This window comes from Arcobacter sp. s6 (assembly GCF_040884245.1).
Taxonomy (GTDB): Bacteria; Campylobacterota; Campylobacteria; order Campylobacterales; family Arcobacteraceae; genus Aliarcobacter.
Genome location: NZ_JBEVTN010000009.1, coordinates 51,654 through 76,551, shown reverse-complemented (window position 1 = coordinate 76,551; position 24,898 = coordinate 51,654). Strand labels below are relative to the sequence as shown.

Here is a 24,898-nt window from a genome sequence, read left to right as displayed (position 1 = left end):
ATCTATAATGAGTCAACAAGAATACGGCGCTAGTAACATAAAAGTATTAAAAGGTCTTGAAGCTGTAAGAAAAAGACCAGGTATGTATATTGGTGATACAAATACAAATGGTCTACATCACTTAGTTTATGAAGTAGTAGATAATTCTATTGACGAAGCAATGGCAGGTTATTGTAAAAATATTAAAATTACAATGTCAAAAGATCATTGGATAAAAGTAGAAGATGATGGAAGAGGAATTCCAACTGCAATTCATGAAGGTGAAGGTATAAGTGCTGCTACTGTTGTTTTAACAGTACTTCATGCAGGTGGAAAATTTGATAAAGATACTTATAAAGTTTCTGGAGGACTTCATGGAGTTGGGGTTTCTGTAGTAAATGCTTTATCTAAACACTTAAAAATGACTGTTTACAGAGAAGGAAAAATTCATTATCAAGAATTTAAATGTGGTATTCCTCAAGGACCATTAGAAATTATTGGAGATAGTCCTAGAAAAACAGGAACTACAATTGAATTTTTAGCAGATGATACTATTTTTGAAGTAACTAAATATGAATTTGCTGTTCTTGCTAAAAGATTTAAAGAAGTTGCATATTTAAATTCATTTATTTCAATTACATTAGATAATGAAATTACAAAAACAAAAGAAGTTTACCATTTCGAAGGTGGATTAAAACAATTTGTTGAAGATATGAATAAAGATACAGCTGTTTGTGATGCAGTTGCATTTAATGATACTATCGATGGTGTTGAAGCTGATATTGCTGTTATGTATAATGATACTTATGTTGAAAAAACATTATCTTTTGTAAATAATATTAGAACAATAGATGGTGGAACTCATGAAGCTGGTTTTAAAGCAGGACTTACAAGATCAATTGTTAAATATTTAAATGAAAATGCAGCAGCACGTGAAAAAGATGTAAAAATTACAGGTGATGATGTAAGAGAAGGATTAATTGCAGTTATTTCTGTAAAAGTTCCAGAACCTCAATTTGAAGGTCAAACTAAAGGTAAATTAGGTTCATCTTATGTAAAAGCAATTACTCAAAAATTAACAGGTGATGCTTTAGATAAATACTTTGAAGAAAATCCACAACAAGCAAAAGCTATTATGGAAAAATCTTTAATGGCAGCACGAGGTAGAGAAGCTGCAAAAAAAGCTAGAGATTTAACTAGAAAAAAAGACTCAATGTCTGTAGGAACACTTCCTGGAAAATTAGCTGAATGTCAAAGTAAAGATCCAGCTATTAGAGAGTTATACCTTGTGGAAGGGGACTCAGCGGGAGGTTCTGCAAAACAAGGTAGAGATAGAGTTTTCCAAGCAATTTTACCATTAAAAGGTAAAATTCTAAATGTTGAAAAATCAAGACTTGATAAAATTTTAAAATCTGATGAAATTAGAAATGTTATTACAGCACTTGGTTGTGGAATTGGTGAAGATTTTGATAATGAAAAAATTAGATATCATAAAGTTATAATTATGACAGATGCTGATGTTGATGGAAGCCATATTCAAACACTTTTATTAACATTTTTCTTTAGATTTTTAAGACCAATTATAGAAAATGGTTACTTATATATTGCACAACCACCTCTTTATAGATATAAAAAAGGTAAAAATGAAATTTATTTAAAAGATGATACAGCATTATCTGCATTTTTAATTGAAAATGGTTTAGAATCATTTGCATTTGAAGGTTTAGGATATAATGATTTATTAGATTTATTCAAAATTGTTTCAAGATATAGAAGTATGTTAGGGCAACTTGGTAAAAGATATTCTTTACTTGAAGTATTAAAACATTTAATTGAAAATTCAGAACTTGTAAATCTTGATTTTACATCTTTATATGAAAAAGTTAGAGAATTTTTAGAAGCAAAAGGTTACAATATTTTATCAAAAACAGTTCTTGAAGATAGAATTCAACTTTTCGTACAAACAAATGAAGGTTTGGAAGAGCTTATAATTGATGAAGAGTTATTTGCATCTCCATATTTTAGTGAAGCAACATATATTTATAATAGATTAGTTGAAAGAGATTTATCAGTATTTGAAGGTAGAGATTTATTAGAAATATTAGAAGATATTGAAACTCTTGCTAAAAAAGGTGCTTATATCCAAAGATATAAAGGACTAGGAGAGATGAATCCTGAGCAATTATGGGAAACAACAATGATTCCAGATAATAGAAGACTATTAAGAGTTAAAATTGAAGATGCTGAAGTCGCATCTGATACATTTACTTTATTTATGGGTGATGAAGTTGAACCTAGAAGAAATTATATTGAAGAACACGCAAAAGACGTTGAACACTTAGACGTTTAATAAAAATCTTAACTAACAAAGAAATTTTCTTTGTTAGTTTAAAACTATTCTGACTTAGAAAATTTTTCTGTATGAGAAAAGATTTTTCCTCTTTTTCTTAGAATATTATTCAGAATATGATAACCATGATTTAAAGCAATTGCAATTGAACCACCTGATTTAAAGGCAATATCTCCTGCTACATAAATATCTTTTGCAGATGTTTCGTGATGTTCATCAAAAATTGGTTTTTCATCTTCATCAACTGTTATACCACATGATTTTAAGAAATCAACAGGTGTTGTTCCTCCTATTGCATAAATAATTCTGTCATATAAAACACTATAACCATCATTAAATTCTACTTTTACTTTATCTTCTTCATTTTCTAAAGATATAATATCAGTACTCATTCTAAGTCTTAATTTTTCTTCACCATTATATTTTTTTAGTAATTTTTCATTTGTTTCATTAAGTCTTGAAAACTCTGCTTTTCTATATACTAAAGTTACATTATTATTTTGATCAGCTAAATCATAAGCATATTCAGCAGCACTATTTCCACCACCTACAACTAATATTTTTTCATTTGATGAACATTTATCGAGGTTAAAATTCACTTGAGCTTTAATTGAAGGGGGTATTTTATAATCAGGTTTATTTGGTTTTCCCATTTTCCCAATAGCAACAATTGCATTTTTTGTTTGTATTAATCCAATTGAAGTATGAATTTCTAATAAATCAGTTTCATTATTTCTTACTATTTTTTCAACTTCAGTATTAAATCTTGCATCAATTTTTTCAGTATCAAGTAGATTATTAAAATAATCAAGTGTAGTCTCTTTTGTACCATCATAAAATTCAACATTACCTTGCAAAGTTGTAACTTGACCTTTATAATCTTTATCTACTCTTTTATTATCTTTATAAAATTTTCTAATAGTATTAGAATGGTTATCAGTTTTTTCTATTAATAATATTTCACCAATTTTATGTGCTGATGCTTCAATAGCTGAACCAATTCCTCCGGGTCCTCCACCAATAATTACAATATCATATATTTTATTTTTCATAATTCTCTCTTATATTTTATATTTTAATTAATTTTAATTTTATTAGAAAATTATACTTAAATTTATAGATTTTTTCAATCAGTAACACTTATAAGGGATTTTTGGATAAAATCAATAAAAATTATTATTAATAAAAGGTTATAAAAAATATGGAAATGAAATATGGTGAAAGAGAAATAAAAGAATTTGATATAAATAAAGAAGAAAATTTTTGGCCAAATGCCCATGAAAAAAATTATATTATAGATATTGAATTACCTGAATTTATGGCAAAATGTCCAAGAAGTGGATACCCTGATTTTGCAACTATTAAAATTCAATACACTCCAAATAAAAAAGTAATAGAATTAAAAGCTTTAAAAATTTATATAAATACATTTATGTTTAGAGAAGTATCTCACGAAAATTCTGCTAATGAAATATTTGATACTTTATATTCAAAGTTAGAACCAAAATGGTTAAAAGTTATTGCTGATTTTAAACCAAGAGGAAATGTGCATACTGTTATAGAAATAGATAGCGCAAAAATGTAAGGACTTAAACCTTGGAAAGATTAGTTACAACTTCAGAAGCTGCTCAAATATTGGGACTATCTTTACAAGGTATACATTATAGAATAAAAAAAGATCAATTAAAATCTATAAAAAAAGATGGTAAAACTTTTGTTTATGTAGATGTTGATCAAAAACAAGAACAAACTCCTGTTAAAACTAAAGTTGAAACTGTAGTAAATCAACAAATTATCCATGATAACTCACAAGCAATTATTGATGTTAAAAATGAACAAATAGAACTTCTTCAAAAATCTATGAAATGGATGAAAAAACAATATATTTCTGAAATTTTTAGATTAGAAAAAAATCAAAAAAGAATAATAGAAGTTTTTAACTCAGAAATAAAACTTTTACAAAGTGCATTTAATGAAATGCGTTCTATTTATAGACCTCAAATTCAACAAGAAATAAAAACAAAACCAAAAAGTGAAACTGAAAAGAAAAGTAATGATTTTATTATGGTAAAAGATTTTTTTGTTTTAATGAAAAGATATAATAAAACAGAACAAGATATAAGATTTATAATATTTAATGCTATAAAAAATGGTGATAAGAGATTTATTTATAATAAAACAGATAAAAAATTGTTGATTTTGAATTCAGACTTTATAGATTTAATCTAGAAATTACAAAAAAAAGAGTACCTAAGTACTCTTCTCCAGATACCCAAACACACCACTAAGTAAGGTGCCTTGCTATGTTCCCATCCTGGGGCGTTGTCTCAAATAATAATTGTAAGGGTCTAAAGAAGAGCATTCAAAATATCTAGATATTCTCAATGTTCTTCTTTTGAGATTGGGATTATACACTAAAAATCTTTAATTTATTATAAATTAATTTTCTTATGAACAATAATCTGTATAATACGTTTTTAGAAGAAAGTTGAGAATAAAAAATTGATCAGAGATTTTAGTTTTATTGGTATATTATCCCTAATATTTGCCATGTTTATATGGGCTAGTTCATTTATTGCATTAAAAGCTGCAATGGAAGATTTAGGGCCATTTACTGTTATATTTTTACGTATGTTTATAGCTTCATTGTGTTTTGTTTATTTTATAAAATCTTTTTTGAAATATAAATTTTCAAAAAAAGATATAAAATTTATTTTACTATTAGCACTATTTGAACCTTGTTTATACTTTATTTTTGAATCAAAAGCCTTACAATTAACTTCCGCATCACAAGCTGGAATGATAACTTCATTAATGCCTATTATCACTGCTATGGCAGCTGGATATTTTTTAAAAGAGATTATTACAAAACAGTTAATTTTAGGCTCTTTAATAGCTATGAGTGGTGCCATTTGGTTAAGTTTACAAGGAGCTACAACACTTAGTTCTCCAAATCCTCTTTTAGGAAATTTCTTAGAATTTCTTGCTATGATTTGTGGAGCTGGTTATACAATAACTGCAAGATATTTAAGTGATAAATATTCAGCACTTTTTATAACAGCAATTCAGGCTTTTATTGGAGCTATATTTTTCGCACCACTTTTTTTATATGAATATTTTACTATTCCTTTAAATATCACAATGAATTCTTTTCTTTGGGTTATTTATTTAGGTGTTGTAGTAACTTTAGCAGGGTATGGATTATATAATTATGCTTTAACAAAAATAAAAGCTTCAAAGGCTGCTGTTTTTGTATATTTAATTCCTGTATTCACATTGATATTAGCATATTTTGTTTTAAATGAAAAATTATCAATACTTGAGCTTATTGCTTGTTTTGTAATTTTATTTGGTGTATTTATTTCTGAAGTTTCCTCGTCTTGGTTTAAAAAGAAGAAATTTATTTAAAATGATTTATTTAATTTTATTTTTTAGTGCTTTAATATCAGCCACACTATTTCCCCTTGGAAGTGAAGCTTTATTAATTTATAATATTAAAGAGGGATATAATATTTATTTTTTAGTATTAGTAGCTACTATTGGAAATACTTTAGGTTCTGTAATAAACTATTTTTTAGGACTAAAAGGTGAAGAATATTTAGTAAGAAAAAATCTTTTAAAAGATAAATATATAATAAAAAGCAAATACTATTTTGATAAATATGGATCTATTTCTTTATTGTTTTCTTGGTTACCAATAATTGGTGATCCAATAACCTTTGTTGCTGGTATTTTAAAATTTGATTTTAAAAAGTTTTTACTATTAGTTTTTATAGCAAAACTATCAAGATATGTTTTTTTAGTTTGGTTAATCTCGTAAATACGCCAAAAGCGTATTTACAATCTATTTAAAAATCAGAAACGTTAGAATGAGCTTCTCTATCAGCCATTGTAATTTCAGGTTTAAATTTTTGAGATTTTACTTCAGGAAGCATTAGTCCCTTAGATTTATGTTCTCTAATTTTATAAATTCCATCACTGTTTCTAGTTGAATAATAAGTGTTAAAATCAATAGTATAAGGCATATCCCATACAATTGCACCTACTGTTGGACATGCTTCTGCACATCTTGGAGCATCTGCATGATCAACACATTCAACACATGATTCAGGTTTTACATAAAAAATTCCATCTTTTGGATTTTTATCATTTCCATCTTCTAAGATTGCGGCAACGGGACATTCAGGTGCACATGCCTCACAACTTATACACTCTTTCGTAATTTGAACTGCCATTTTCCATCCTTTTTATAAAATATAAAAAAGTATATGCAAGTCTTGTTCCTTTATAAAATTAATTCATAATTTTTTTATAAATAATCTCTTTTGTTGGCTCTTCATTATTATTTTCATTATAAATTAAGTCAACATCTTTTTCTTTATCTATGTACTCTTTTGTTATTATACATTTCTCTAAATTATTTTCAGATGGTACAATATATTGAAGAGGTAGCATTATATTTTCTATAATACCTCTAAGTCCCCTTGCTCCAACATCTTTTTCATATGCTATTTGAGCAATTCTTTCAAGGGCATTATCTGTAAATTCTAATTCAACTCCATCTAACTCAAATAAAACTTCATACTGTTTTGTAATGGCATTTTTAGGCTCTTTTAAAACTCTAATTAAATCCTCTTCAGATAGTTTATTTAGTTCTGCAATAACTGGAATTCTTCCTGTAAATTCTGGAATTAAACCAAATGATATAAGCTCTTTTGCTTCAATTGGTTTTCTTAAGTCTTCACTATCTTCTTTTTTTAAAAATCCCATTTTAGGAGCTTTTTTATTTTTTTTAGGACTATCTTCTTCCCTTAAACCAACAAAGGCACCACCACAAATAAATAAAACGTGAGTTGTATCAAATAGTACAGTTTCAGCAGATGAGTTTTTTCTACTTCCTTTTACAGGAACATAAACATCAGCACCTTCAAGAATTTTTAGTAAACCTTGTTGAACTCCCTCTCCACTTACATCTCTACCACTTGTTGCACTTTCACTCTTATTTGCAATTTTATCTATTTCATCAATATAAACGATACCTCTTTTTGCTTTTTCCAAATCATAATCAGCAGATGCAAGAAGTCTTGAAAGTATAGATTCTACATCTTCTCCCACATATCCAGCTTCTGTTAACGCAGTAGCATCAGCAACTGCAAAAGGTACATCCATAATTCTAGCAAGAGATTTTGCAAGAAGTGTTTTACCGCTTCCTGTAGGTCCTATTAACATAATATTTGATTTTTCAATTTCTATATTTTTAACAACTGGTTTATCAATTCTTTTATAATGATTATATAAAGCAACTGCTAAAATTTTTTTAGCATCAGTTTGTCCAATAACATATTCATCTAGGTGCTCTTTTATTTTAATAGGAACACTAAGACCTTTTTGGAACTCTTTTTTACTATCTTTTATTAACTCTTTTTCAAGAACTTTAGCGCACATAGTAACACACTCATCACAAATATGTGAAACTTCACTTGAGAATATTTTTTTTACTTCTGTTATCTCTTTTCCACAGAAATCGCAATTAAATTTTTCATTCATGGCTTTTTATAAACTCATCAATACTCATATTTAAATTATTTAAATTATGAGTTTTAATAAATTTATCCTCTTTTTTAGTTAGTTCTTCTTTATTTAATAAAGTAATTCCACCTTTTAAATCAATAGTTAATTCATTAGCTACCATTCTAAAAGTATCCCTTGAAAAATCAACACCTAAAAATAAATACTCTTTATCTTTTTTATACTCTTTTAGTAAATTAGGCATTGCATAACCACCCATAGCTTCAGTTAACCAATCAACAAAATCAGCATCAGAGATAATAAAATTCATTTCAGGTTTAGTTGAACCCATAGGTTTAAAAAGTATTGGTAAATCTAAAGTTAACTCTTCTTTTTCAATTCTTGTATATTTTTGCTCTTTAACATCAAAGAAATATACTAAAAATCTATCCCAATCAGCTGTTATTCTAGATACTCCTGTGATTAAAAAATGCTCTACATCACTATATATTTTCTGTAAACTATCATCCATATTTGTATCAATAATATATTTAGGTTTAATTGTTTGTAACCACTTATAAACTTCAGGTAATTCATACTCTTTTGAAGAATAGATATGATTAGTCATTTGTATTATAAATTCTCTACCTTTTCTTTGTTCTAAGCTCATAGCAGCTCGGCTGTACTCATACATGAGTCTATCACTCATGGCTCTCCCGTTATTTAGAGCCAAAATCATTGAGTCACTATCATAAGGAAGAATAGAACCATCCTTTGTTTTAGTATTTTCAAATACTCCCATTCCTAAAAAAGGAATAAGTTGACCAGCTTTTATCTTTTCTTTTATATCATCCATGACATCCAGCTCCTGTATATGACTGATATGCTCTGTTTAGAGCCAATCGGATTTTTTCTAGATCTAATTGATTTTCTAAATTTTCAGGCATATCTATATGATAGATGGCACCATCTTTACCTATTAAAAAAAGTGCTTTTGTTAATCTATTTTCTAGGGTACCACTTACAATTTTCGTTCCGTACATATTTCCAAACTCTTCATTTGTATCAAATACTGGAATTAATTTTTTGAATTTATATGAAATATTGGTTTCCTCATTAAAAATTACATAGGTGAAAATATCAATTTTTGCACCGTTTATAAATTCATCAAAGGCAATAATTTCTTCAGAAAATTCTTGAAAAGATGGAAAAGATAAAAATAATTGAATATTTCTATTTGGACTAGCTTTTTTTATTGTGATAGCTTTTTTATTTATATCAAGTGTATCAAAGTCATCAGCCATATAACCAATATCTACAAAATCATCAGTTAATTCTAATTGTTCATTTTTGTATCTTACTTTAGATTTCATATTTTTTTATTTTATACCCTATTTGTCTAAGAGTTATTCCTAACTCTAATGCTGCACTAGTATGATTAAAATCATTATTTTCAAGTGCTTCGATAATTGCTTCTTTTTCTAACTCTTCTAAAGTTAAATTGTTTTTGGAAATGGGCTTATAATCACTTTTTAATTTTTGGTCATTAAGCGCTGGCAGTAAAAGTAACATATCATATTTATTTATTCCTTCTTCATTTCCCATAAGCACAATGCGTTCAATTGTATTTTCAAGCTCCCTTACGTTTCCAGGCCATGGATAAGCACACAATGCTTCCATTGCTTCATCTGTAATACTAACCATCTTTTTATGATTCTTGATTGACCTTTCCAAAAAGAAATTAACTAGCTGTTTTATATCATCACCCCGTTCTCTAAGAGGTGGCAAATCTATAGGAATTACATTTAATCTATAATATAAATCCTCTCTGAATTTTCCATCTTTAACCATTTGTTCTAGATTTCGATTTGTTGCAGCAACTAGTCTTACATTTACTTTTATTGTTTTACTTCCACCAACTCTTTCAAATTCTCTTTCTTGTAATACCCTTAGAAGTTTAACTTGTGCAGAAGCACTAATATCACCTATTTCATCTAAAAATAAAGTACCTCCATCGGCTAACTCAAATCTTCCTTTTCTTGTTTCTCTAGCGTCCGTAAAAGCACCTTTTTCGTGACCAAAAAGTTCACTTTCAAGTAAGGTATCAGTAATTGCTGCGCAATTTAGTTTTATAAATGGTTCATCTTTTCTTTTACTTCTTTTATGAATAGCCGCAGCAACAAGTTCTTTTCCTGTTCCTGTTTCTCCTCGAACTAATACTGTAACATCTGATTGAGCTATTCTTTGTATTACTTTAAAAACTTGCTCCATTTTAGGACTATCACCAATAATATCTCCAAAATTATGAACCTTTGAATCCCACTCCATTTTATAATAGAGTTTCAACTCTTGTAAACGCTCTTTTTCTTTTTTATTTAATTGAAAAGAGTATATTGTTTGTGCAAAAAGTGAACTAACAATTGTTAAGATTCTTACTGTATCATCCATCTCAATTTCAGCTTTTTTTGTAATTACTGCACCTAAAACACCAATTATTTCATTATCTATTATCAAAGGAACTGCAACATAAGATTGTGCATTAAAATCTCTTTTTCCTGATTTATTTAAAAACAAAGAATCATTATGAATATTTTCTACAACAACGGGTTCTTTTGTATTTGCAACCATTCCAGTTACACCTTCACCAATTTTATAGGATGCCAGGTTTTTTTGAAATTTAGACAGTTCTATAGAAGCAAAAACATTTAGGATATCATCTTCTAAAATATGTACAACACAATTGTCTAAATTTAATGTATTTTTCAAAATTTTCATTGATTTTTCCAATGAAGTTTGTAAGTCATAATGATTAGATATAACTGAGGATATTTCATATAAAGTCATCAACTCTTTTATTGTTAGACAGCCCATACAAGCTGATTTATCAAAGATCATATTTTCCTCCTATTGATTTTAGATTTTTCCCTGATTATATCAATAATTTATCTTATAAATAAGTATTCATTTATATAATAAACATACAATTTTTTAATCTGAAATTTTTTTACAAACTTCTTCTTTTGGAAGTTTTTTAGTTCCAGGTTGTATCCACCAAATTTCACCATTTGATAGGGTTGCATTACCACCCCATTTTTCTTGAGTATCAAACTCAATTTCTTCAATTGTTTCTTCCATATCTTTTTTCGCAAAATAGAAAGATACAATTCCATCTACTTCTCTTAACATTACTTTTGCCATAATTTACTCCTTATTAATAAATATGTTTTTGATTCTTTTTAAAATTTCATTCTCTTTAAATGAGATTTTAAAAAATCCTTTTTTCAACTCTTTAACTACAAAACTTTTATCATACTTTTTAGAAGTTTTGGGATAATCTTCTCTATAATGAGCACCTCTACTTTCATGTCTTTTTTGGGCACTTAAAATAATTGCTTCCGCTATTTCAAGAGCATTTCTAAGTTCCAAAATAGCTGTTAATTCTACATTATTATTTTTTTCTTTATTGATGCAATGAAGTGTATATGAAATTTGTCGTAAGTATTTTATATAATCAAATGCAAGTGTTAAACTTTTTTCGTCTTTTACAATTCCAGCTTTTTCAAATAAGCATTTTCCTAAACTTATTCTTATTGCATTGAAATTTTTAGTACTATCTCCTGAAAAAATAAAATCTATCATTTCTATATCTTTTATTACTGTATTGTAATCTATTGGTGCATATTCAAACTCTTTTGAATAATCTTTTGCTTGTTTTCCTGCTAACTCACCAAAAACACAACCTTCAAGTAAAGAGTTACCACCTAAACGATTCGCACCATGAACTCCATTTGAAGCCATTTCTCCACAAATATATAAACCTTTTAAATCAGATTCAGTCATATTTACATCAACTCCACCCATTGTATAATGTGCAACTGGTTTTATCTCTAGTAATTCTTGTGATAAGTCAATACCACTTTGCATAAGTGCTGCATTGTATAAAGATGGTAATTTTTGTTGAATTTTTTCTAAACCTAAGTGTCTTAAATCAATAAATACTTTTTTGCCTTCAAGTTCTTCTTTTAATATAGCCCTTGCAACTTTATCTCTGGTTTCAAGTTCATTTATGAATCTGTTACCATCACTATTTATAAGATAACCACCTTCACCTCTTGCTGCCTCTGTTACTAGATAGTTTGTTTTTACAAAACCAGTTGGATGAAACTGTACAAATTCCATATCTTTTAAACAAAGACCTGCACGAAGTGCAACTGCTAATAAATCTCCTGTATAATCAGGAGCATTTGTCGAGTATCCTCTATAAATTCCTGCATATCCACCACCAGCTAAAACAACTGCTTTTGATGAATAAATCATAATCTGTGAATTTTCTTTATTTAATGAAACTACTCCACTTACTCTATTTTGGTATTTTGCTAAATTTAGAATAAAATTATTTGGTAAAAAAGTTATTCCTTTACTTTTTGCTTTTTTAATTAGATTTAAAGTAATAGCACTTCCAGTTTTATCTCCCACATAACAAGTTCTATTTGAACTTCCTCCTCCAAAAGGTCTTTGAAGTATTTTATTGTTTTCATCCCTATCAAAATCTACACCATATTCAACTAATTTTTCTATTATAGAAGATGCTTGTTTACACATATATGTAATAGCCTTTTTATTTCCAAGACCTTTTGCTGAATTAAAAGTATCTTGAATATGTTTATCTATTTCAGCTATGTTTTTTGTGTCTAAAACTGCATTTATTCCACCACTGGCCATTGAAGAATTGGATTTAAAAACATTTCCTTTTGAAATAAGTGCAACTTTGTTATTTTCATCTTTTGCTTCAATAGCTGCCATTAAACCAGCTATCCCACCTCCTACAACAATTACATCGTAAATCATTTTAGACTCTATACATTAAGTCGTATTTTATTTTTGATGTTGCTGGAACTTTTGTTATTTCTAAATTCTTTTTAATATGTACAGGAACTTTTGATGCAAATAATGAAGAAATAAGCCCAGGAGTTGAACGAACAAATTGAAGTGCTAATTGAATATCATTTTCTAAAATCATTTTAGAATCAAGTAGGTAACCAACTTTTTCATTAAAAGATTTTTTAAATAGATTCATTTGAAGTAATGAAGAGCTTGAGATAACTCCTATTTTTAATCTATGTGCTGCTTGAAGTAAAGTGCAATCTTCCCGTTTTACTTTTTGTGTGGGCATTGTATAAATAGAAGTTTTTGCCATATTAAAAGGTGTTTGAATATACTTGAAATTATGATTTTCCCCACCAACTTTTATAGCTATTTGAACTAAATCTTCTAAGTTAATGTGTTCTTTTGTACTTTCATCAATAAAACCATTCCACACAGCTACACCATAAGATTTAATTAAACCATTAGTAACCATTTTTTCAAATCTTTTAAAAATAGATTCAATTTTTTTTAGAAAAACTTTATATCCTAATTTACTAATTTGTATCTCAGGATTATGCAAAAAATAAATATCCAGAGCTTTAACACCCAGTTTTTCAAGTGATTGTTTACATGACCATTCTAAATAATCAGGAGTCATACAGTGTTGATCTAATTCAATATCTTCTAATTTTGCTAATGAATTATTAATTATATTCTCTTCAATCCAAGTATATGGATTTTTTGGAAAAGGAAATTCAAGTTGTATAAATCCTCCTTTTGAACATATAATCAATTCTTCTCTTTTAACAGCATTTTCTTCAAATAATTCTTTTAATGCAATTCCAATCTCTTTTTCACTTTGTCCATATCTGTAATTACTTGCAGTATCTATTAGATTTATTCCACTTTTTATAGCTTCTTTAACACCTTCAATATAATGAAAAACATAGTTTTCTTCTTTGTATGGTTCTTTATTGAAGGTTCCAAGTCCTAATTTTGAAAAAACTAAATCATTGTGTTTTATATAAAAATCTTTATAGTGTGAGAATTTTTTTGCAAAACTATAAGTTGCATCAAGTGTTGCTATCATGATTTTAGCTCTTTTTTATATTCATAAAAAACTACTGCACTTGTATAAAGTATTAAAATAATAGGTAAAACAAATTTTTCCATAGATTTTTCCTTGTAATACAAGAGCAAAATCAACTCTGCTCTTATATTTTATAATTTAAAGGTGTATCAATCTCTATGCAAAAAGTGTTCCGTAAGTTAGTATAAGATTTAATACTAAATTATTTATATAGATTAAATATTTTAAAGTCCTCTGACTATTGGATTAAAGGCTTTTGTACTTACACTTACACTTTGTCCAATTTGTAAGTTTTTAGATTCTTCTTTACTTATTACAATTTCAACTAGTTGTTGTCCTATCGCAATTACTGCAATATGGATTACATCTACTTTCATAATATCTAATAATTCTCCTTCAAATGAAAACTTTTGACTACCACTTGTTTTTAGAAGAATATCTTTTGGTGAGCCATCATTTATGATTTTTCCATAATTAAGAACAATAACTCTTGATGCTAATCTATATATCTCACTTGGGTCATGACTAACCATAATAGTTGTAGTATTAAACTCCTTATGTAAAGCTAATATTTCACTTTGAAGTTTTGTTCTCATAGCAGGATCTAAGGCTGATAATGGCTCATCCATAAGTAAAAGTTTTGGTTTGTTCATTAATGCTCTACATAAACTAACACGTTGTTTTTGACCACCACTTAGTGTTTGTGGAAGTCTATCTTTTAATTCACTCAGCTCGGTGATTTCTAATAGATGATTTGCTAGTTCTTTGTCTTTGTTCACATATAATAAATTATTTAAAACTGACAAATTTGTAAAAAGTGCATAGTCTTGAAATACAAATCCTATTTCTCTTTTTTGTGCTGCTAAATATACTTTCTCATCAAGCCATACAGAATCATCAATTTTTATTGTTCCATTTGCTTCTTCAAGTCCTGCTAGTATTCGTAAAAGTGTAGTTTTCCCACTTCCACTAAGTCCTGCAAGTGCTAAAAACTCACCTTGTTTTATCTCTAGATTTACATCTAAATCCATTTTTCCTGATGAGCCATGAAGTTGTTTATTTATATCTATTTTTATCATTTAATCCTACTTTTCATTCTCAAACTCTATTTTTGAATTAACTATTCTTTTAAAAAGTTTTAATTTTTTACTCAAAGGTAGCCATTTTATAAGTATTGTTGCCATAGCTTCCCACATAGAAACCCATCCTGCTATCATAAGACCTTCTGATATTATTCTGTATGTTAATTGTTGATTTACTTCTAGTAGGATTGATAATGTTATAAAAAAAATTCCAATTAACATAAAGATAAAAGAGTTCTTTACTTGCTCTCTCATCTTATTTTTTTCTAATTCTTCTAGATAATTAAAATAGCTTTCAAAACTTTTTTTTAGATGTATAATATTCTCTTGTTCTATTTTTTCTTTAAAATAAAATTTAATTATAAACTTTTCATTTGATATTTCACTTACACTTTCAATAACATAATCAACCAATTGTTGGCTCAAATCTTTTTTTAAAAAAGATGAACTCATATCAAAATTATCATACAAGTTTTCAAATCTATTTGTAAATATCTTTATTATGATTTCATTTTCTATTGTTTTGTCATATCTATCTAAAATATTTTTTTTCATTTACATTCCTACTGGGCTTCTTTTTTGTTTGCCATTAAAAATATACACTCCAAGAAGTGTAAGAAAACTGAGAATTATCATAAATATACTATAAATATGTGCATTTGTATAATCCATAATTTCAACAAATTCGTAAATAGCAACAGAAGCTACTTTTGTCTCTCCTGGAATACTTCCTCCTACCATTAAAACAACTCCAAACTCCCCTACTGTGTGAGCAAAAGTTACTATGATAGCTGTTAGAAGTGCTGGTTTCATATTTGGAAGAGCTATTTTAAATAAAGTTTCTATTTTGCCTTTACCGCTTATATAACTAGCTTCTAACATATTTTTATTTATACCTTCTAAGCCACTTTGCATAGGTTGAACCATAAAAGGTAAGCTATAAAAACAACTAGCAATTACTAAGCCATAAAAATTAAATACTAAGCTTACCCCAAAATATTCTTGAAAAAATGCTCCAATGGGTGAATTATAAGATAAAGCCCAAAGTATATAAAATCCTAATACAGAAGGAGGAAGAACCAAAGGTAAAGCAGTAATTGCTTCTAAAAAGGGTTTTATCTTTGATTTTGTTTGGGATAAATACCAAGCAAGAGGCAATGAAATAATAAATAGAATAATAGTTGTAATAGCAGCTAATTTAAAGGAAATTAGAAAAGGGCTAAATTCTATGTTTTTTAATAGTTCAATCATTTAAAATTTCCTCTATTGATAAATTACTTGCTTTTATTAAAACAGTTACAATATCATTTTCTTGCAGATTCATTCTTATTGATGAGTCCGCTGTGATGATACTTTCAATATAGGTGTCATTTATTTTTAAAATGATACTACTTAAAAGTATTCCATTCTCAATATTTTCAATTCTTGCAACAAGTTTATTTGAAAAGCTTAAATCTCCACTTAGATTTTTTGCTAATAGTACATTTGTAGATTTTACAGATAGAATTACTTTTTTACCAACTTGTACTTCTTTCCCTAAATCTAAACTCATCATTTTTAAAATTTCTCCATGGAAATCAAATTCTACAATATTTAGATTATCAACGGTGCTTATCTTTTTTATTGTTGCAAGTAACTTACTCATTTTACAATATATCCATAGTTTATAAATATCTCTTTTGCTTTTGCACTTAATATGAAATCATAAAATGCTTTTACTTCAGAATTATCTTTTGCATTATTAATTATAACTATACCTTGCTCAATTGATTTATATAGTTTAGTATCAAGACTTACCCAGTTTATGTTTTCTTTATATTTAGATAATTTATCATCATATAAAGATGACTTAGCAATAAATCCAATATCAGTTGCTGTTGTTGCATAAGTTACCACTTGTGATATTGATTCTGCATATACAAGTTTATCTTTAATAAACTCTTCTAATCCTGCATTTTTCATAACCTCAATAGCTGCTGTTCCATAAGGTGCAGTTTTAGGATTTGCAATAGCTATTTTTAATATTGAGCTATCTTTTATTAAATCAATTCCTTTTGAAAAATCCAACTCTTTTGAACTAAACATTGCAAGGGCACCTTCTGCATAAATTACAGGTTTTGTAATTGCAATACTTTCATCATATAAAGCTTGAGGAAAATCCATATTTGCTGACATAAAGATATTAAATGGAGCTCCATTTTTTATTTGAGCAACAAGTTTTCCAGAACTTCCAAGTGTTACTTGAATTTTTGTATCAGGATTTGTTTTATTAAACTCTTTAATAAGCTCTTCTATTGCATAACTCACATTTGCAGCAACTGCTATATTTATAGTTCCTGCAAACATACTTGAATATAATAATACTAATCCTAAAAATAGCTTTTTCATTTTTTCTCCTTATTTACCGATCATTACATCAGATGCTTTTATTATCGCACTAACTTGTGCACCTTTTTTTATATCTAATCTATCAATTGAATTTGAAGTTATGATAGATGCTACTTTGTCACCATTTCCAATATCTATTATTAATTCTGAATTAATCTCCCCTTGATTTATAGAGTCAACTACACCTTGTAATTTATTCCTAGCACTGATATTCAAACTTATATCAGTAGTAATTAAAACGGTATTTGATTTGAAAATTGCTACAACTTCATCATCTATTTTTAAATCCAAATTATTCACAGCAGTTTTTGTAATAACAGAAACTATTGTATATCCGCTTTTTAGTTTTATATAAACTTCTGCATTTACTGATCCATTTACTATTAGTTCTACAATACCGCTTATTTGGTTTCTAGCACTTATTTGCATTGATAATCTCCTTATATCTTTTAGAGTTCCTGTGTTTATATCTGTTCTTTTAGTTAAATTCTCAAGGAATTTTTTTTGTTCACTTCTTAAAACTTCATAGGTATTTATAAGATTTTCTCCATAAGGTGTGAGTTTGGTTCCACCACCACCTACTCCACCTGTTTCTCTTTGTACTATTGGTGTAGTAGAAAGATTGTTCATGGATTCAATCGCTTCCCATGCTGCTTTATAACTCATAGGAACTTCTTTTGCAGCTTTACTTATTGAGCCTGTTTTTTTAACTGCAATTAATAAATCTATTCTTTTTTCTAATAAAAAAGGTTGATTAAATATCTCTAAAGTTAAGTTTGATGAAATTTCCACATAAATCCTTTTGGTTGTATCATTTTATATACAACGCTTATTAAAAAAATATTACCATTATGTATCTTAAGATATAACGGTAATTTAAAAAAAACTAGAAGAAAGTCTTCTAGTTTTTGAATTATCTAACTGAATCGAAGAAATAATCTGTTTCTGCGATATTTTTAGTTTCTTCATCTAATTGATCTAAGATAGAGTTTGTAATCCATGTTAATAGATTTAATCCACCTTCATAACCACTAATTGAGTATCTATGTAAGTGATGTCTATCAAAAATTGGGAATCCAATTCTAATTAAAGGTATTTTTGTATCTCTATATAGTTCTTTTCCGTAAACATTTCCAATCATAAAATCAACAGGTTCTGTGAATAATAAAGATCTTAAATGCCATAGATCTTTTCCTGGCCAAATATTACATTCAGCAGCTCTTGCAGATTTAGAAAGAATAGCTTTCATATCATCTTCCCAACCTTTTCTTGGTGCATTGTTACACACAATGTGAGTTGGAATTGAACCCATTTCCACTAAGAATGAAACCATTCCCAATAAGAAGTCTGGATCTCCCCAGATTGCAATTTTTTTACCATGCATATATGGATAAGAATCTTGCATTGCATCAACGAGTCTTGCTCTTTGTTGTTTTAGTTCATTAGGTACATCTTTACCTGTTAATTCTGCTAATTTCATAACAAAAGCATCTGTTCCACTTAAACCAATTGGATTACAAGACTCATAAGTTTGTTTCCATTTGTTTTTTAATGTTTTAGCTGTAAGAATTGTTGAATACTTTTGTAAACTAATTGTCGCTTTTGCATTTATTGCTGTTTTTGCATCATCTAATTTTGTTCCACCAGCGTATAATTTATATTCACCAGCTCCTGTATCCCATTGTTCTTCATGGTCACCAATCATAACAATTTTATCACTGAACATTTTAGAGATTTTTTTAATCTCTTTTAATGAACCTAAGTATGGTTCAAATCCAGGAATTATATTAATTCTTTCTTCATCTACTTCTTTTGTAACACCTTCGCTTAATTGCTCTAATGTTGATTTCATCATATTATCATAACCTGTAATATGAGATCCAACAAATGAAGGAGTATGAGCATGAGTAATTAAAGTATTATCTAATTCACCCTCAGCTTCATTTCTAGCACCAAGTACGAATGCATTTAAATCATCTCCAATAACTTCTGCCATACAAGTAGTACTAACAGCAATCATTTCAGGCTTGTAAAGTGCATTACAGTTTCTTAAACCATCTTTCATATTAGCTAAACCACCAAATACAGCTGCACTTTCAGACATTGAATCTGAAACACATGGAGTTGGTTCTTTAAAGTGTCTAGTGAAATATGTTCTAAAATATGCAACACATCCATGTGATCCATGAACATAAGGCATTGTATTTTCAAACCCAAGAGCTACCATTACAGCACCTAAAGGTTGACAAGCTTTTGCAGGGTTAATCGTAATAGCTTCACGTGCTAGATTCTTTTCTCTATAATCCCAAGATTCAGTCCATTTTTGTATTTCTGCAACTTTTTCAGGAGCAACAGCACCAGCTGCACTCTCGAACTCTTTTTTATTTTTTAAAACTTCTTGATATTCTGGCTTTAAAAAAAGTTTTTGTCCATTTACTATATTATCTACGTCTTGCATACCGTTCTCCTTACGCTTCTTTTTCCCATGGAGCTTTTGTGTGGTTCCATACAGGTGAGTTGATCGCTAAATCCATATCTTTTGCAAAAATTGCAAAAGCATCATATCCATGATAAGGACCACTATAATCCCATGAGTGCATTTGTCTAAATGGTAATCCCATTTTTTGGAATACATATTTTTCTTTTACACCAGCTGCTACTAAGTCAGGTCTTAATTTTTTAACAAAAGCTTCTAATTCATACTCATTTGCATCATCATAAATAAGTGTAGATCTTTCGATTTCATCTTTTGTTCTTTTATAATCATCACCATGACCAAATTCATAACCAGTTCCAATTACTTCCATTCCTAAATCTTCATAAGCTCCAATAACGTGTCTTGGTCTTAATCCACCAACATAAAGCATAACTTTTTTACCCTCTAGCATTGGTCTATATTTAGCAATAACAGCATCAGTCATAACTGTATACTTAGCAATAACAGCTTCTGTTTTTTCTTGAATTGATTCATCAAAGAATGAAGCAATTTTTCTTAAAGACTCAGTTGTTTTTGTTGGTCCAAAGAAGTTATATTCCATCCAAGGTACATTAAATTCTTGTTCCATATGTCTTGCTATATAGTTCATAGATCTATAACAATGTAATAAGTTTAATTTTGATTTAGGAGCAATTGCTAACTCTTTATAAGTTGCATCCCCTGACCATTGAGCAATAACTCTTAAACCCATTTCTTCTAAAATAATTCTTGTTGACCACGCATCTCCACCGATGTTGTAATCTCCAATAATTGATACATCATAAGGAGTTGATTCGAAATCTTTTTTGTAAGAATGATCAGGCATAATATAATCTCTAATCATATCGTTTGCAATGTGGTGACCTAGTGATTGTGAAACCCCTCTAAATCCTTCACATGAAACTGCGATTGTTTGATGACCTGTCTCTTTTTTATGCATTTTTGCAACTGCATGAATATCATCTCCAATTAAACCAATTGGACACTCTGATTGAATTGAAATACCATTATTTAATGGAAATAATTCATCAATTTCATTTAGTGCTTTTTTAAGTTTTTTATCCCCACCAAATACAATATCTTTCTCATTAAAATCTGTAGAAAAATTCATAGTAACAAATGTATCAACACCTGTTGTACCTATATAATAATTTCTTCTACCACCTCTTGAATATTGTCCACATCCAATTGGTCCATGAGAGATATGAATCATATCTTTAATAGGTCCCCAAACAACCCCTTTTGAACCTGCGTACGCACATCCCCTTTGAGACATAACTCCAGGAACTGTTTGTTTATTACTTTTTGTTGTATCACAAGAACCTTTACCTGTTTCTGGTGAATCAATACCTAAATGTTTTGCTCTACTTTTTTTTACTTTGTCTGAATAAGAATCTAGCACTTCAGCAAGAGCTTCTTTTTGTAGACTTTCTAATGTTTCTGGTCCCATAGTTTTCTCCTTTTGAAGAGTAAAAGTAGCTTATGCTACTTTTACTCTATATAGATTCATGTCATCTAATTTTTTACAAATATCTTTAGTTGCATCACCATCAACAGATTTTGAGATTTCAGAAATTTGATACTTATTAGTGTAATAAACCATTTTGAAACCATCTTTTTCTGCACACTCAGTTTGAATATAATAATCAACAAAAGCAGTGTGAGCGAATGTTCCTTCTGGAACAGTTAATGTTTCTAAAATAGTTCCCTCTTTTGTTTCATTTGTTAATGTAACAGTTTTCCCAGTAACATCACCAGCACCTTTTTCTACTTTTTCTATAACTTTGTCAAAACTTACATCATTACCCATTTCAGCTGGGAAGTGGTATCCACATACAAACATAATATTCTCCTTCTTTTATTTTTTATTTATTTTATTATTAAGCTTCTTCAGCTCTTTTACCAACATTTTCAATATCAGCTTCTTCTTCTAAACCAAATTCCATTAATAGATTTTCTAAATCATCCATTTCAAGAGGTGTTGGAATAACTTTTAAATCATTAGCAATAATTTTTCTTGCTAATTCTTTATATTCCATAGCTTGATCATGTTTTGGTGAATATTCAACAACTGTCATTCTTCTTAACTCAGCTCTTTGAACGTGGTTAGATCTAGGAACAAAGTGAATCATTTGAGTACCAATTTGTTTAGCTAAGTGTTTAGCTAAGTCATACTCTTTATCTGTCATTCTAGCGTTACAAATAAGACCTGCAAGTCTTACTCCACCAGTATTTGCATATTTTAAAATACCCTTAGAAATGTTATTAGCAGCATACATAGCCATCATTTCACCTGACATTACGATATAAATTTCTTGTGCTTTACCTTCTCTAATAGGCATAGCAAATCCACCACAAACAACATCCCCAAGAACGTCATAAGAAACGAAATCTAATTCGTCTGTATAAGCACCCTCTTCTTCTAAGAAGTTAATAGCTGTAATAACTCCACGTCCAGCGCATCCAACACCTGGCTCAGGACCACCTGATTCAGTACAATTGATATAACCTTCAGTTATGTCATTATTATCAGGGTGAAACTCTCCAGCACCTGGTTTACATACATCTTCTAATTCTAAATCTTCTACAGTTCCAGCTTCACTAGCTAATTGCATAATTGTACATTGAGCTTTTTCATGTAAAATTAATCTAGTTGAATCTGCTTTTGGATCACAACCAACGATTAATATTTTTTGACCATAGTAGTGGCACATTGCCGCTAAAGTATTTTGAGAAGTAGTTGATTTACCAATTCCACCTTTTCCATAAAACGCTATTTGTCTTAATGCTGACATTTTATCTCCTTTGATTTATCTGTTTACAAAATAGATAATTGCACTTTGCGTTCCATTGAAAAGAAATTTTATAAATATTTATAAATATTTTTTAATATCCCTAAAAAACGAGCTTTGAGAAGTAAAGAAAATTTATAAATTTATTTTAAGACATTTTTTATCTCATTTTATTCATACAAATTTTGTAAATATTTTTGTAAAACCACTTACAAAAAAATCTAATATGTGTAGATTATAAGAATTATTTAGATGGTATAAGAACTATAAAATTAAAAAAAGTAGGCATTTTTTTATAAGCTTGTACTTAAAAGGGAGTGTTAAAAATTTCTCTCAAATGAAACAACAGTTCAATATGGGAGAAACATTAGAACTTATAAAACAAGGTAGCAGAATTGATTGTAAAGCTGGAGTCTAACACTTTTTTAATTGATTATATTTTTTGAAGGAAGATTGGATGAAATTTAAAATATATGATTTGAAAAGTCTCTTTATTTGTTCCTTAATTCCTTAATGTTTGTGGAACTTTGTAGTTTTTACTTTTTGAACACTTTGTGGAACACGGAAAACTAATATGAGTACTTTGTGTTCCAAATGTAAGAGTTTTTGGTGAATATGTCTACGTTATATATTTTTTTTTAGTTTTTATTCAGTAAAATTTCAGATAATTCTGCCTATTCAAGAGCCTTAATTTTTTATTTCTTTATCCACTTTAATCGTAAATAATGCACCATTTTCTACGTTTGAAACATTTATATATCCCTGCATATTTCTTTCTATGATATTTTTTGACATATAAAGACCTATTCCCGTACCTTGAGTTTGGTGTCTTGTAGTAAAATACGGTTCAAAGATTTTTTCAATTATTGACTTATCTACTCCTCCGGCATTATCTTTAATTTTTACTATTGCATAATTATTTCCATTTTTTATTTCTATATCTATTTTTGGGTTTTGGATATTTCTCTCAATTAAGATATCTTTTGCATTACTTAATATATTTAGTATTACTTGTGAATATTCATTTTTATATCCATGAATAATAGTATCTTCTGTGATATTGAAAGTTACATCTATCCCATGATATTTTAAAGATGATTCCAAAATAAAAAAAGCATCTCTACATGCTTTTTCTATGCTAAAATCTTCTTTTTCACCTTGGGGTTTAAAGAAATTTTGGAAATCTGAAATTGTCTGAGACATATATGAAGTCAATTTATTTGCCTCTTTTAGTTTCATTTCCATATACTCTTTTGTAAACTTATTAAAATCATAAGTAACCTTCATATTCATATGAATTGCTGATATTTGAGCCAAAGGCTGTCTCCATTGGTGGGCAATATTTCCTATCATTTCACCCATTGAAGCTAGTTTTGATTGCTGTATTAATATTTGCTCTTGTTCTAATCTTTTATTTATTTCTTCTTGTATTTTAAACTCAAGATTATCTATCATATTATTTATCATAAATTTTAGCTCATTTAGAGCTTCATTATTTGTATCTTTTGTAAGTCTTGTTCCTAAATTTCCTTGCTCAATATTTTCTAAAACTTTTGTTGCATTTTTAATAAATTCTTCATTTTGTTCAATATTATTTTGGGCAATAGATACATTTTGATTTATTCTTGTTGCCATTTGATAAAACTCATCTTTTGATACTATCTCTATTTTATTTACATTACTTCTTTTATGATTTAAGTAATCAAAGAAATCATTTAAACCATTTTGAACAGCATATATAGATTTGATAATATTATTTGAAATTAACAATCCAATAATAGTTGAAACAATTAAGATAAATAATATTGAAGTAAGTATTTCTATTTTTACATTCTTTGTTTCAATAACAGCATTATTATAAGCTAATGTAGAGTTATTTAAAGAGTTACTTTGGATATTTAAAAGTGCTTCTAAAAGTATATTAAACTGTTTCCTACTTGATGTTGTTTCATTTATATAAGCAGCCTCTTCAAATCCTTCATTCAAATCATTTTTTATTTCTTTAATCAAATCTTTATATGAATCCCACATCTCTATAATAATCTTTCTTTCATGATTAAATACTCCAAATTCTAAATCTATTTTTATTATTAGTTTATTTAAGTCATTTTCAATATCTACTCTTATTGCTCTATTAGGAGCCATTACAAGTGATTGCGTTAATTCTCGAGCTTTATACAAAGGGGTAATTATTTTATTTTGAAGTTCTAAAACTTCTTGGGATTTACTATGAACAACTTGTAAAGTATTTTTATTTTGTTCACTTATATTTATAGATTTAAATGCCAAAATCGCAATAGATAGACACAAAATAAGAAACAGAATTCCTAGTTTAAATTTTATATTTATATTATTTATTAATCTCAT

The 24,898-nt window shown here is 28.2% G+C and carries 25 protein-coding genes and 1 other RNA gene; 5 read left to right on the top strand and 21 right to left on the bottom strand.

From position 1 onward, the window contains the following. Positions 1–7 precede the first annotated feature (7 nt). Positions 8–2,329 carry a DNA topoisomerase (ATP-hydrolyzing) subunit B gene (gyrB, locus tag ABVS04_RS06980; protein WP_368029953.1) on the top strand — a complete coding sequence of 774 codons (2,322 nt, stop codon included), beginning with the start codon at positions 8–10 and terminating at the stop codon, positions 2,327–2,329. Positions 2,330–2,373: 44 nt separating this feature from the next. On the opposite strand, the gene ABVS04_RS06975 is transcribed toward gyrB, so the two are convergent. Beyond that, positions 2,374–3,381 (bottom strand): NAD(P)-binding domain-containing protein, encoded by a 1,008-nt coding sequence (locus ABVS04_RS06975; RefSeq protein ID WP_368029952.1) that lies wholly within the window; start codon positions 3,379–3,381, stop codon positions 2,374–2,376. Positions 3,382–3,536: 155 nt separating this feature from the next. Between ABVS04_RS06975 and queF the strand changes: the two genes are divergently transcribed. Continuing rightward, entirely contained in the window at positions 3,537–3,914 is a 378-nt protein-coding gene (queF, locus tag ABVS04_RS06970; protein WP_368030002.1) for a preQ(1) synthase, read from the top strand. A gap of 11 nt (positions 3,915–3,925) precedes the next feature. Next, on the top strand, positions 3,926–4,558 hold the full coding sequence (locus ABVS04_RS06965; protein ID WP_368029951.1) for a DNA-binding protein: 633 nt from the start codon (positions 3,926–3,928) through the stop codon (positions 4,556–4,558). A 29-nt stretch (positions 4,559–4,587) separates the two neighbouring features. Here ABVS04_RS06965 and ffs read toward each other — a convergent pair. Then, positions 4,588–4,684: signal recognition particle sRNA small type (gene ffs, locus ABVS04_RS06960), an RNA gene on the bottom strand. A gap of 147 nt (positions 4,685–4,831) precedes the next feature. Here ffs and ABVS04_RS06955 point away from each other — a divergent pair. Further along, positions 4,832–5,737: a DMT family transporter gene (locus tag ABVS04_RS06955; RefSeq protein ID WP_368029950.1), complete on the top strand. Its 906-nt coding sequence runs from the start codon at positions 4,832–4,834 to the stop codon at positions 5,735–5,737. A gap of 1 nt (position 5,738) precedes the next feature. Next, positions 5,739–6,149: a YqaA family protein gene (locus tag ABVS04_RS06950; RefSeq protein ID WP_368029949.1), complete on the top strand. Its 411-nt coding sequence runs from the start codon at positions 5,739–5,741 to the stop codon at positions 6,147–6,149. A gap of 28 nt (positions 6,150–6,177) precedes the next feature. Here the strand turns inward: ABVS04_RS06950 and ABVS04_RS06945 are convergent, their stop codons facing one another. The 19 genes from ABVS04_RS06945 to ABVS04_RS06855 form a co-directional block, all read right to left on the bottom strand. Next, positions 6,178–6,564: a 4Fe-4S dicluster domain-containing protein gene (locus ABVS04_RS06945; protein WP_368029948.1), complete on the bottom strand. Its 387-nt coding sequence runs from the start codon at positions 6,562–6,564 to the stop codon at positions 6,178–6,180. Between the two features lie 58 nt (positions 6,565–6,622). Further along, positions 6,623–7,876, bottom strand: coding sequence for an ATP-dependent Clp protease ATP-binding subunit ClpX (clpX, locus tag ABVS04_RS06940; protein WP_368029947.1), 1,254 nt, complete (start codon positions 7,874–7,876; stop codon positions 6,623–6,625). Next, on the bottom strand, positions 7,869–8,693 hold the full coding sequence (locus ABVS04_RS06935) for an SIR2 family protein (protein WP_368029946.1): 825 nt from the start codon (positions 8,691–8,693) through the stop codon (positions 7,869–7,871). The genes clpX and ABVS04_RS06935 overlap by 8 nt, the downstream gene beginning before the upstream one ends. Further along, positions 8,686–9,210, bottom strand: a complete 525-nt coding sequence (locus ABVS04_RS06930; protein WP_368029945.1) for a hypothetical protein — start codon at positions 9,208–9,210, stop codon at positions 8,686–8,688. The genes ABVS04_RS06935 and ABVS04_RS06930 overlap by 8 nt, the downstream gene beginning before the upstream one ends. Beyond that, on the bottom strand, positions 9,200–10,732 hold the full coding sequence (locus ABVS04_RS06925) for a sigma 54-interacting transcriptional regulator (RefSeq protein WP_368029944.1): 1,533 nt from the start codon (positions 10,730–10,732) through the stop codon (positions 9,200–9,202). Before ABVS04_RS06925 ends, ABVS04_RS06930 begins: the two co-directional genes overlap by 11 nt. Before the next feature lie 93 nt (positions 10,733–10,825). Beyond that, complete coding sequence (nifT, locus tag ABVS04_RS06920; protein ID WP_368029942.1) at positions 10,826–11,035, bottom strand: putative nitrogen fixation protein NifT; 210 nt, start codon at positions 11,033–11,035, stop codon at positions 10,826–10,828. Between the two features lie 3 nt (positions 11,036–11,038). Further along, entirely contained in the window at positions 11,039–12,685 is a 1,647-nt protein-coding gene (locus tag ABVS04_RS06915; RefSeq protein WP_368029941.1) for an L-aspartate oxidase, read from the bottom strand. Position 12,686: 1 nt separating this feature from the next. Then, positions 12,687–13,793 carry an aldo/keto reductase gene (locus tag ABVS04_RS06910; RefSeq protein ID WP_368029940.1) on the bottom strand — a complete coding sequence of 369 codons (1,107 nt, stop codon included), beginning with the start codon at positions 13,791–13,793 and terminating at the stop codon, positions 12,687–12,689. A gap of 224 nt (positions 13,794–14,017) precedes the next feature. Continuing rightward, positions 14,018–14,872 carry an ABC transporter ATP-binding protein gene (locus tag ABVS04_RS06905; RefSeq protein WP_368029938.1) on the bottom strand — a complete coding sequence of 285 codons (855 nt, stop codon included), beginning with the start codon at positions 14,870–14,872 and terminating at the stop codon, positions 14,018–14,020. A gap of 6 nt (positions 14,873–14,878) precedes the next feature. Further along, positions 14,879–15,430: a hypothetical protein gene (locus tag ABVS04_RS06900; RefSeq protein ID WP_368029937.1), complete on the bottom strand. Its 552-nt coding sequence runs from the start codon at positions 15,428–15,430 to the stop codon at positions 14,879–14,881. Further along, on the bottom strand, positions 15,431–16,126 hold the full coding sequence (gene modB / locus ABVS04_RS06895; RefSeq protein ID WP_368029936.1) for a molybdate ABC transporter permease subunit: 696 nt from the start codon (positions 16,124–16,126) through the stop codon (positions 15,431–15,433). It lies immediately after the preceding gene. Then, complete coding sequence (locus tag ABVS04_RS06890; protein ID WP_368029935.1) at positions 16,119–16,520, bottom strand: molybdopterin-binding protein; 402 nt, start codon at positions 16,518–16,520, stop codon at positions 16,119–16,121. The genes modB and ABVS04_RS06890 overlap by 8 nt, the downstream gene beginning before the upstream one ends. Then, on the bottom strand, positions 16,517–17,263 hold the full coding sequence (modA, locus tag ABVS04_RS06885) for a molybdate ABC transporter substrate-binding protein (protein WP_368029934.1): 747 nt from the start codon (positions 17,261–17,263) through the stop codon (positions 16,517–16,519). The genes ABVS04_RS06890 and modA overlap by 4 nt, the downstream gene beginning before the upstream one ends. Positions 17,264–17,272: 9 nt before the next feature. After that, entirely contained in the window at positions 17,273–18,055 is a 783-nt protein-coding gene (locus ABVS04_RS06880; protein ID WP_368029933.1) for a TOBE domain-containing protein, read from the bottom strand. 121 nt (positions 18,056–18,176) lie between these two features. After that, on the bottom strand, positions 18,177–19,721 hold the full coding sequence (gene nifK / locus ABVS04_RS06875; RefSeq protein WP_368029932.1) for a nitrogenase molybdenum-iron protein subunit beta: 1,545 nt from the start codon (positions 19,719–19,721) through the stop codon (positions 18,177–18,179). A 10-nt stretch (positions 19,722–19,731) separates the two neighbouring features. Then, positions 19,732–21,189 carry a nitrogenase molybdenum-iron protein alpha chain gene (gene nifD / locus ABVS04_RS06870; protein WP_368029931.1) on the bottom strand — a complete coding sequence of 486 codons (1,458 nt, stop codon included), beginning with the start codon at positions 21,187–21,189 and terminating at the stop codon, positions 19,732–19,734. A gap of 30 nt (positions 21,190–21,219) precedes the next feature. After that, positions 21,220–21,582: a hypothetical protein gene (locus ABVS04_RS06865; protein WP_368029930.1), complete on the bottom strand. Its 363-nt coding sequence runs from the start codon at positions 21,580–21,582 to the stop codon at positions 21,220–21,222. A gap of 37 nt (positions 21,583–21,619) precedes the next feature. Next, positions 21,620–22,534 (bottom strand): nitrogenase iron protein, encoded by a 915-nt coding sequence (nifH, locus tag ABVS04_RS06860; RefSeq protein WP_368029929.1) that lies wholly within the window; start codon positions 22,532–22,534, stop codon positions 21,620–21,622. 684 nt (positions 22,535–23,218) lie between these two features. Beyond that, positions 23,219–24,898: an ATP-binding protein gene (locus tag ABVS04_RS06855; RefSeq protein WP_368029928.1), complete on the bottom strand. Its 1,680-nt coding sequence runs from the start codon at positions 24,896–24,898 to the stop codon at positions 23,219–23,221.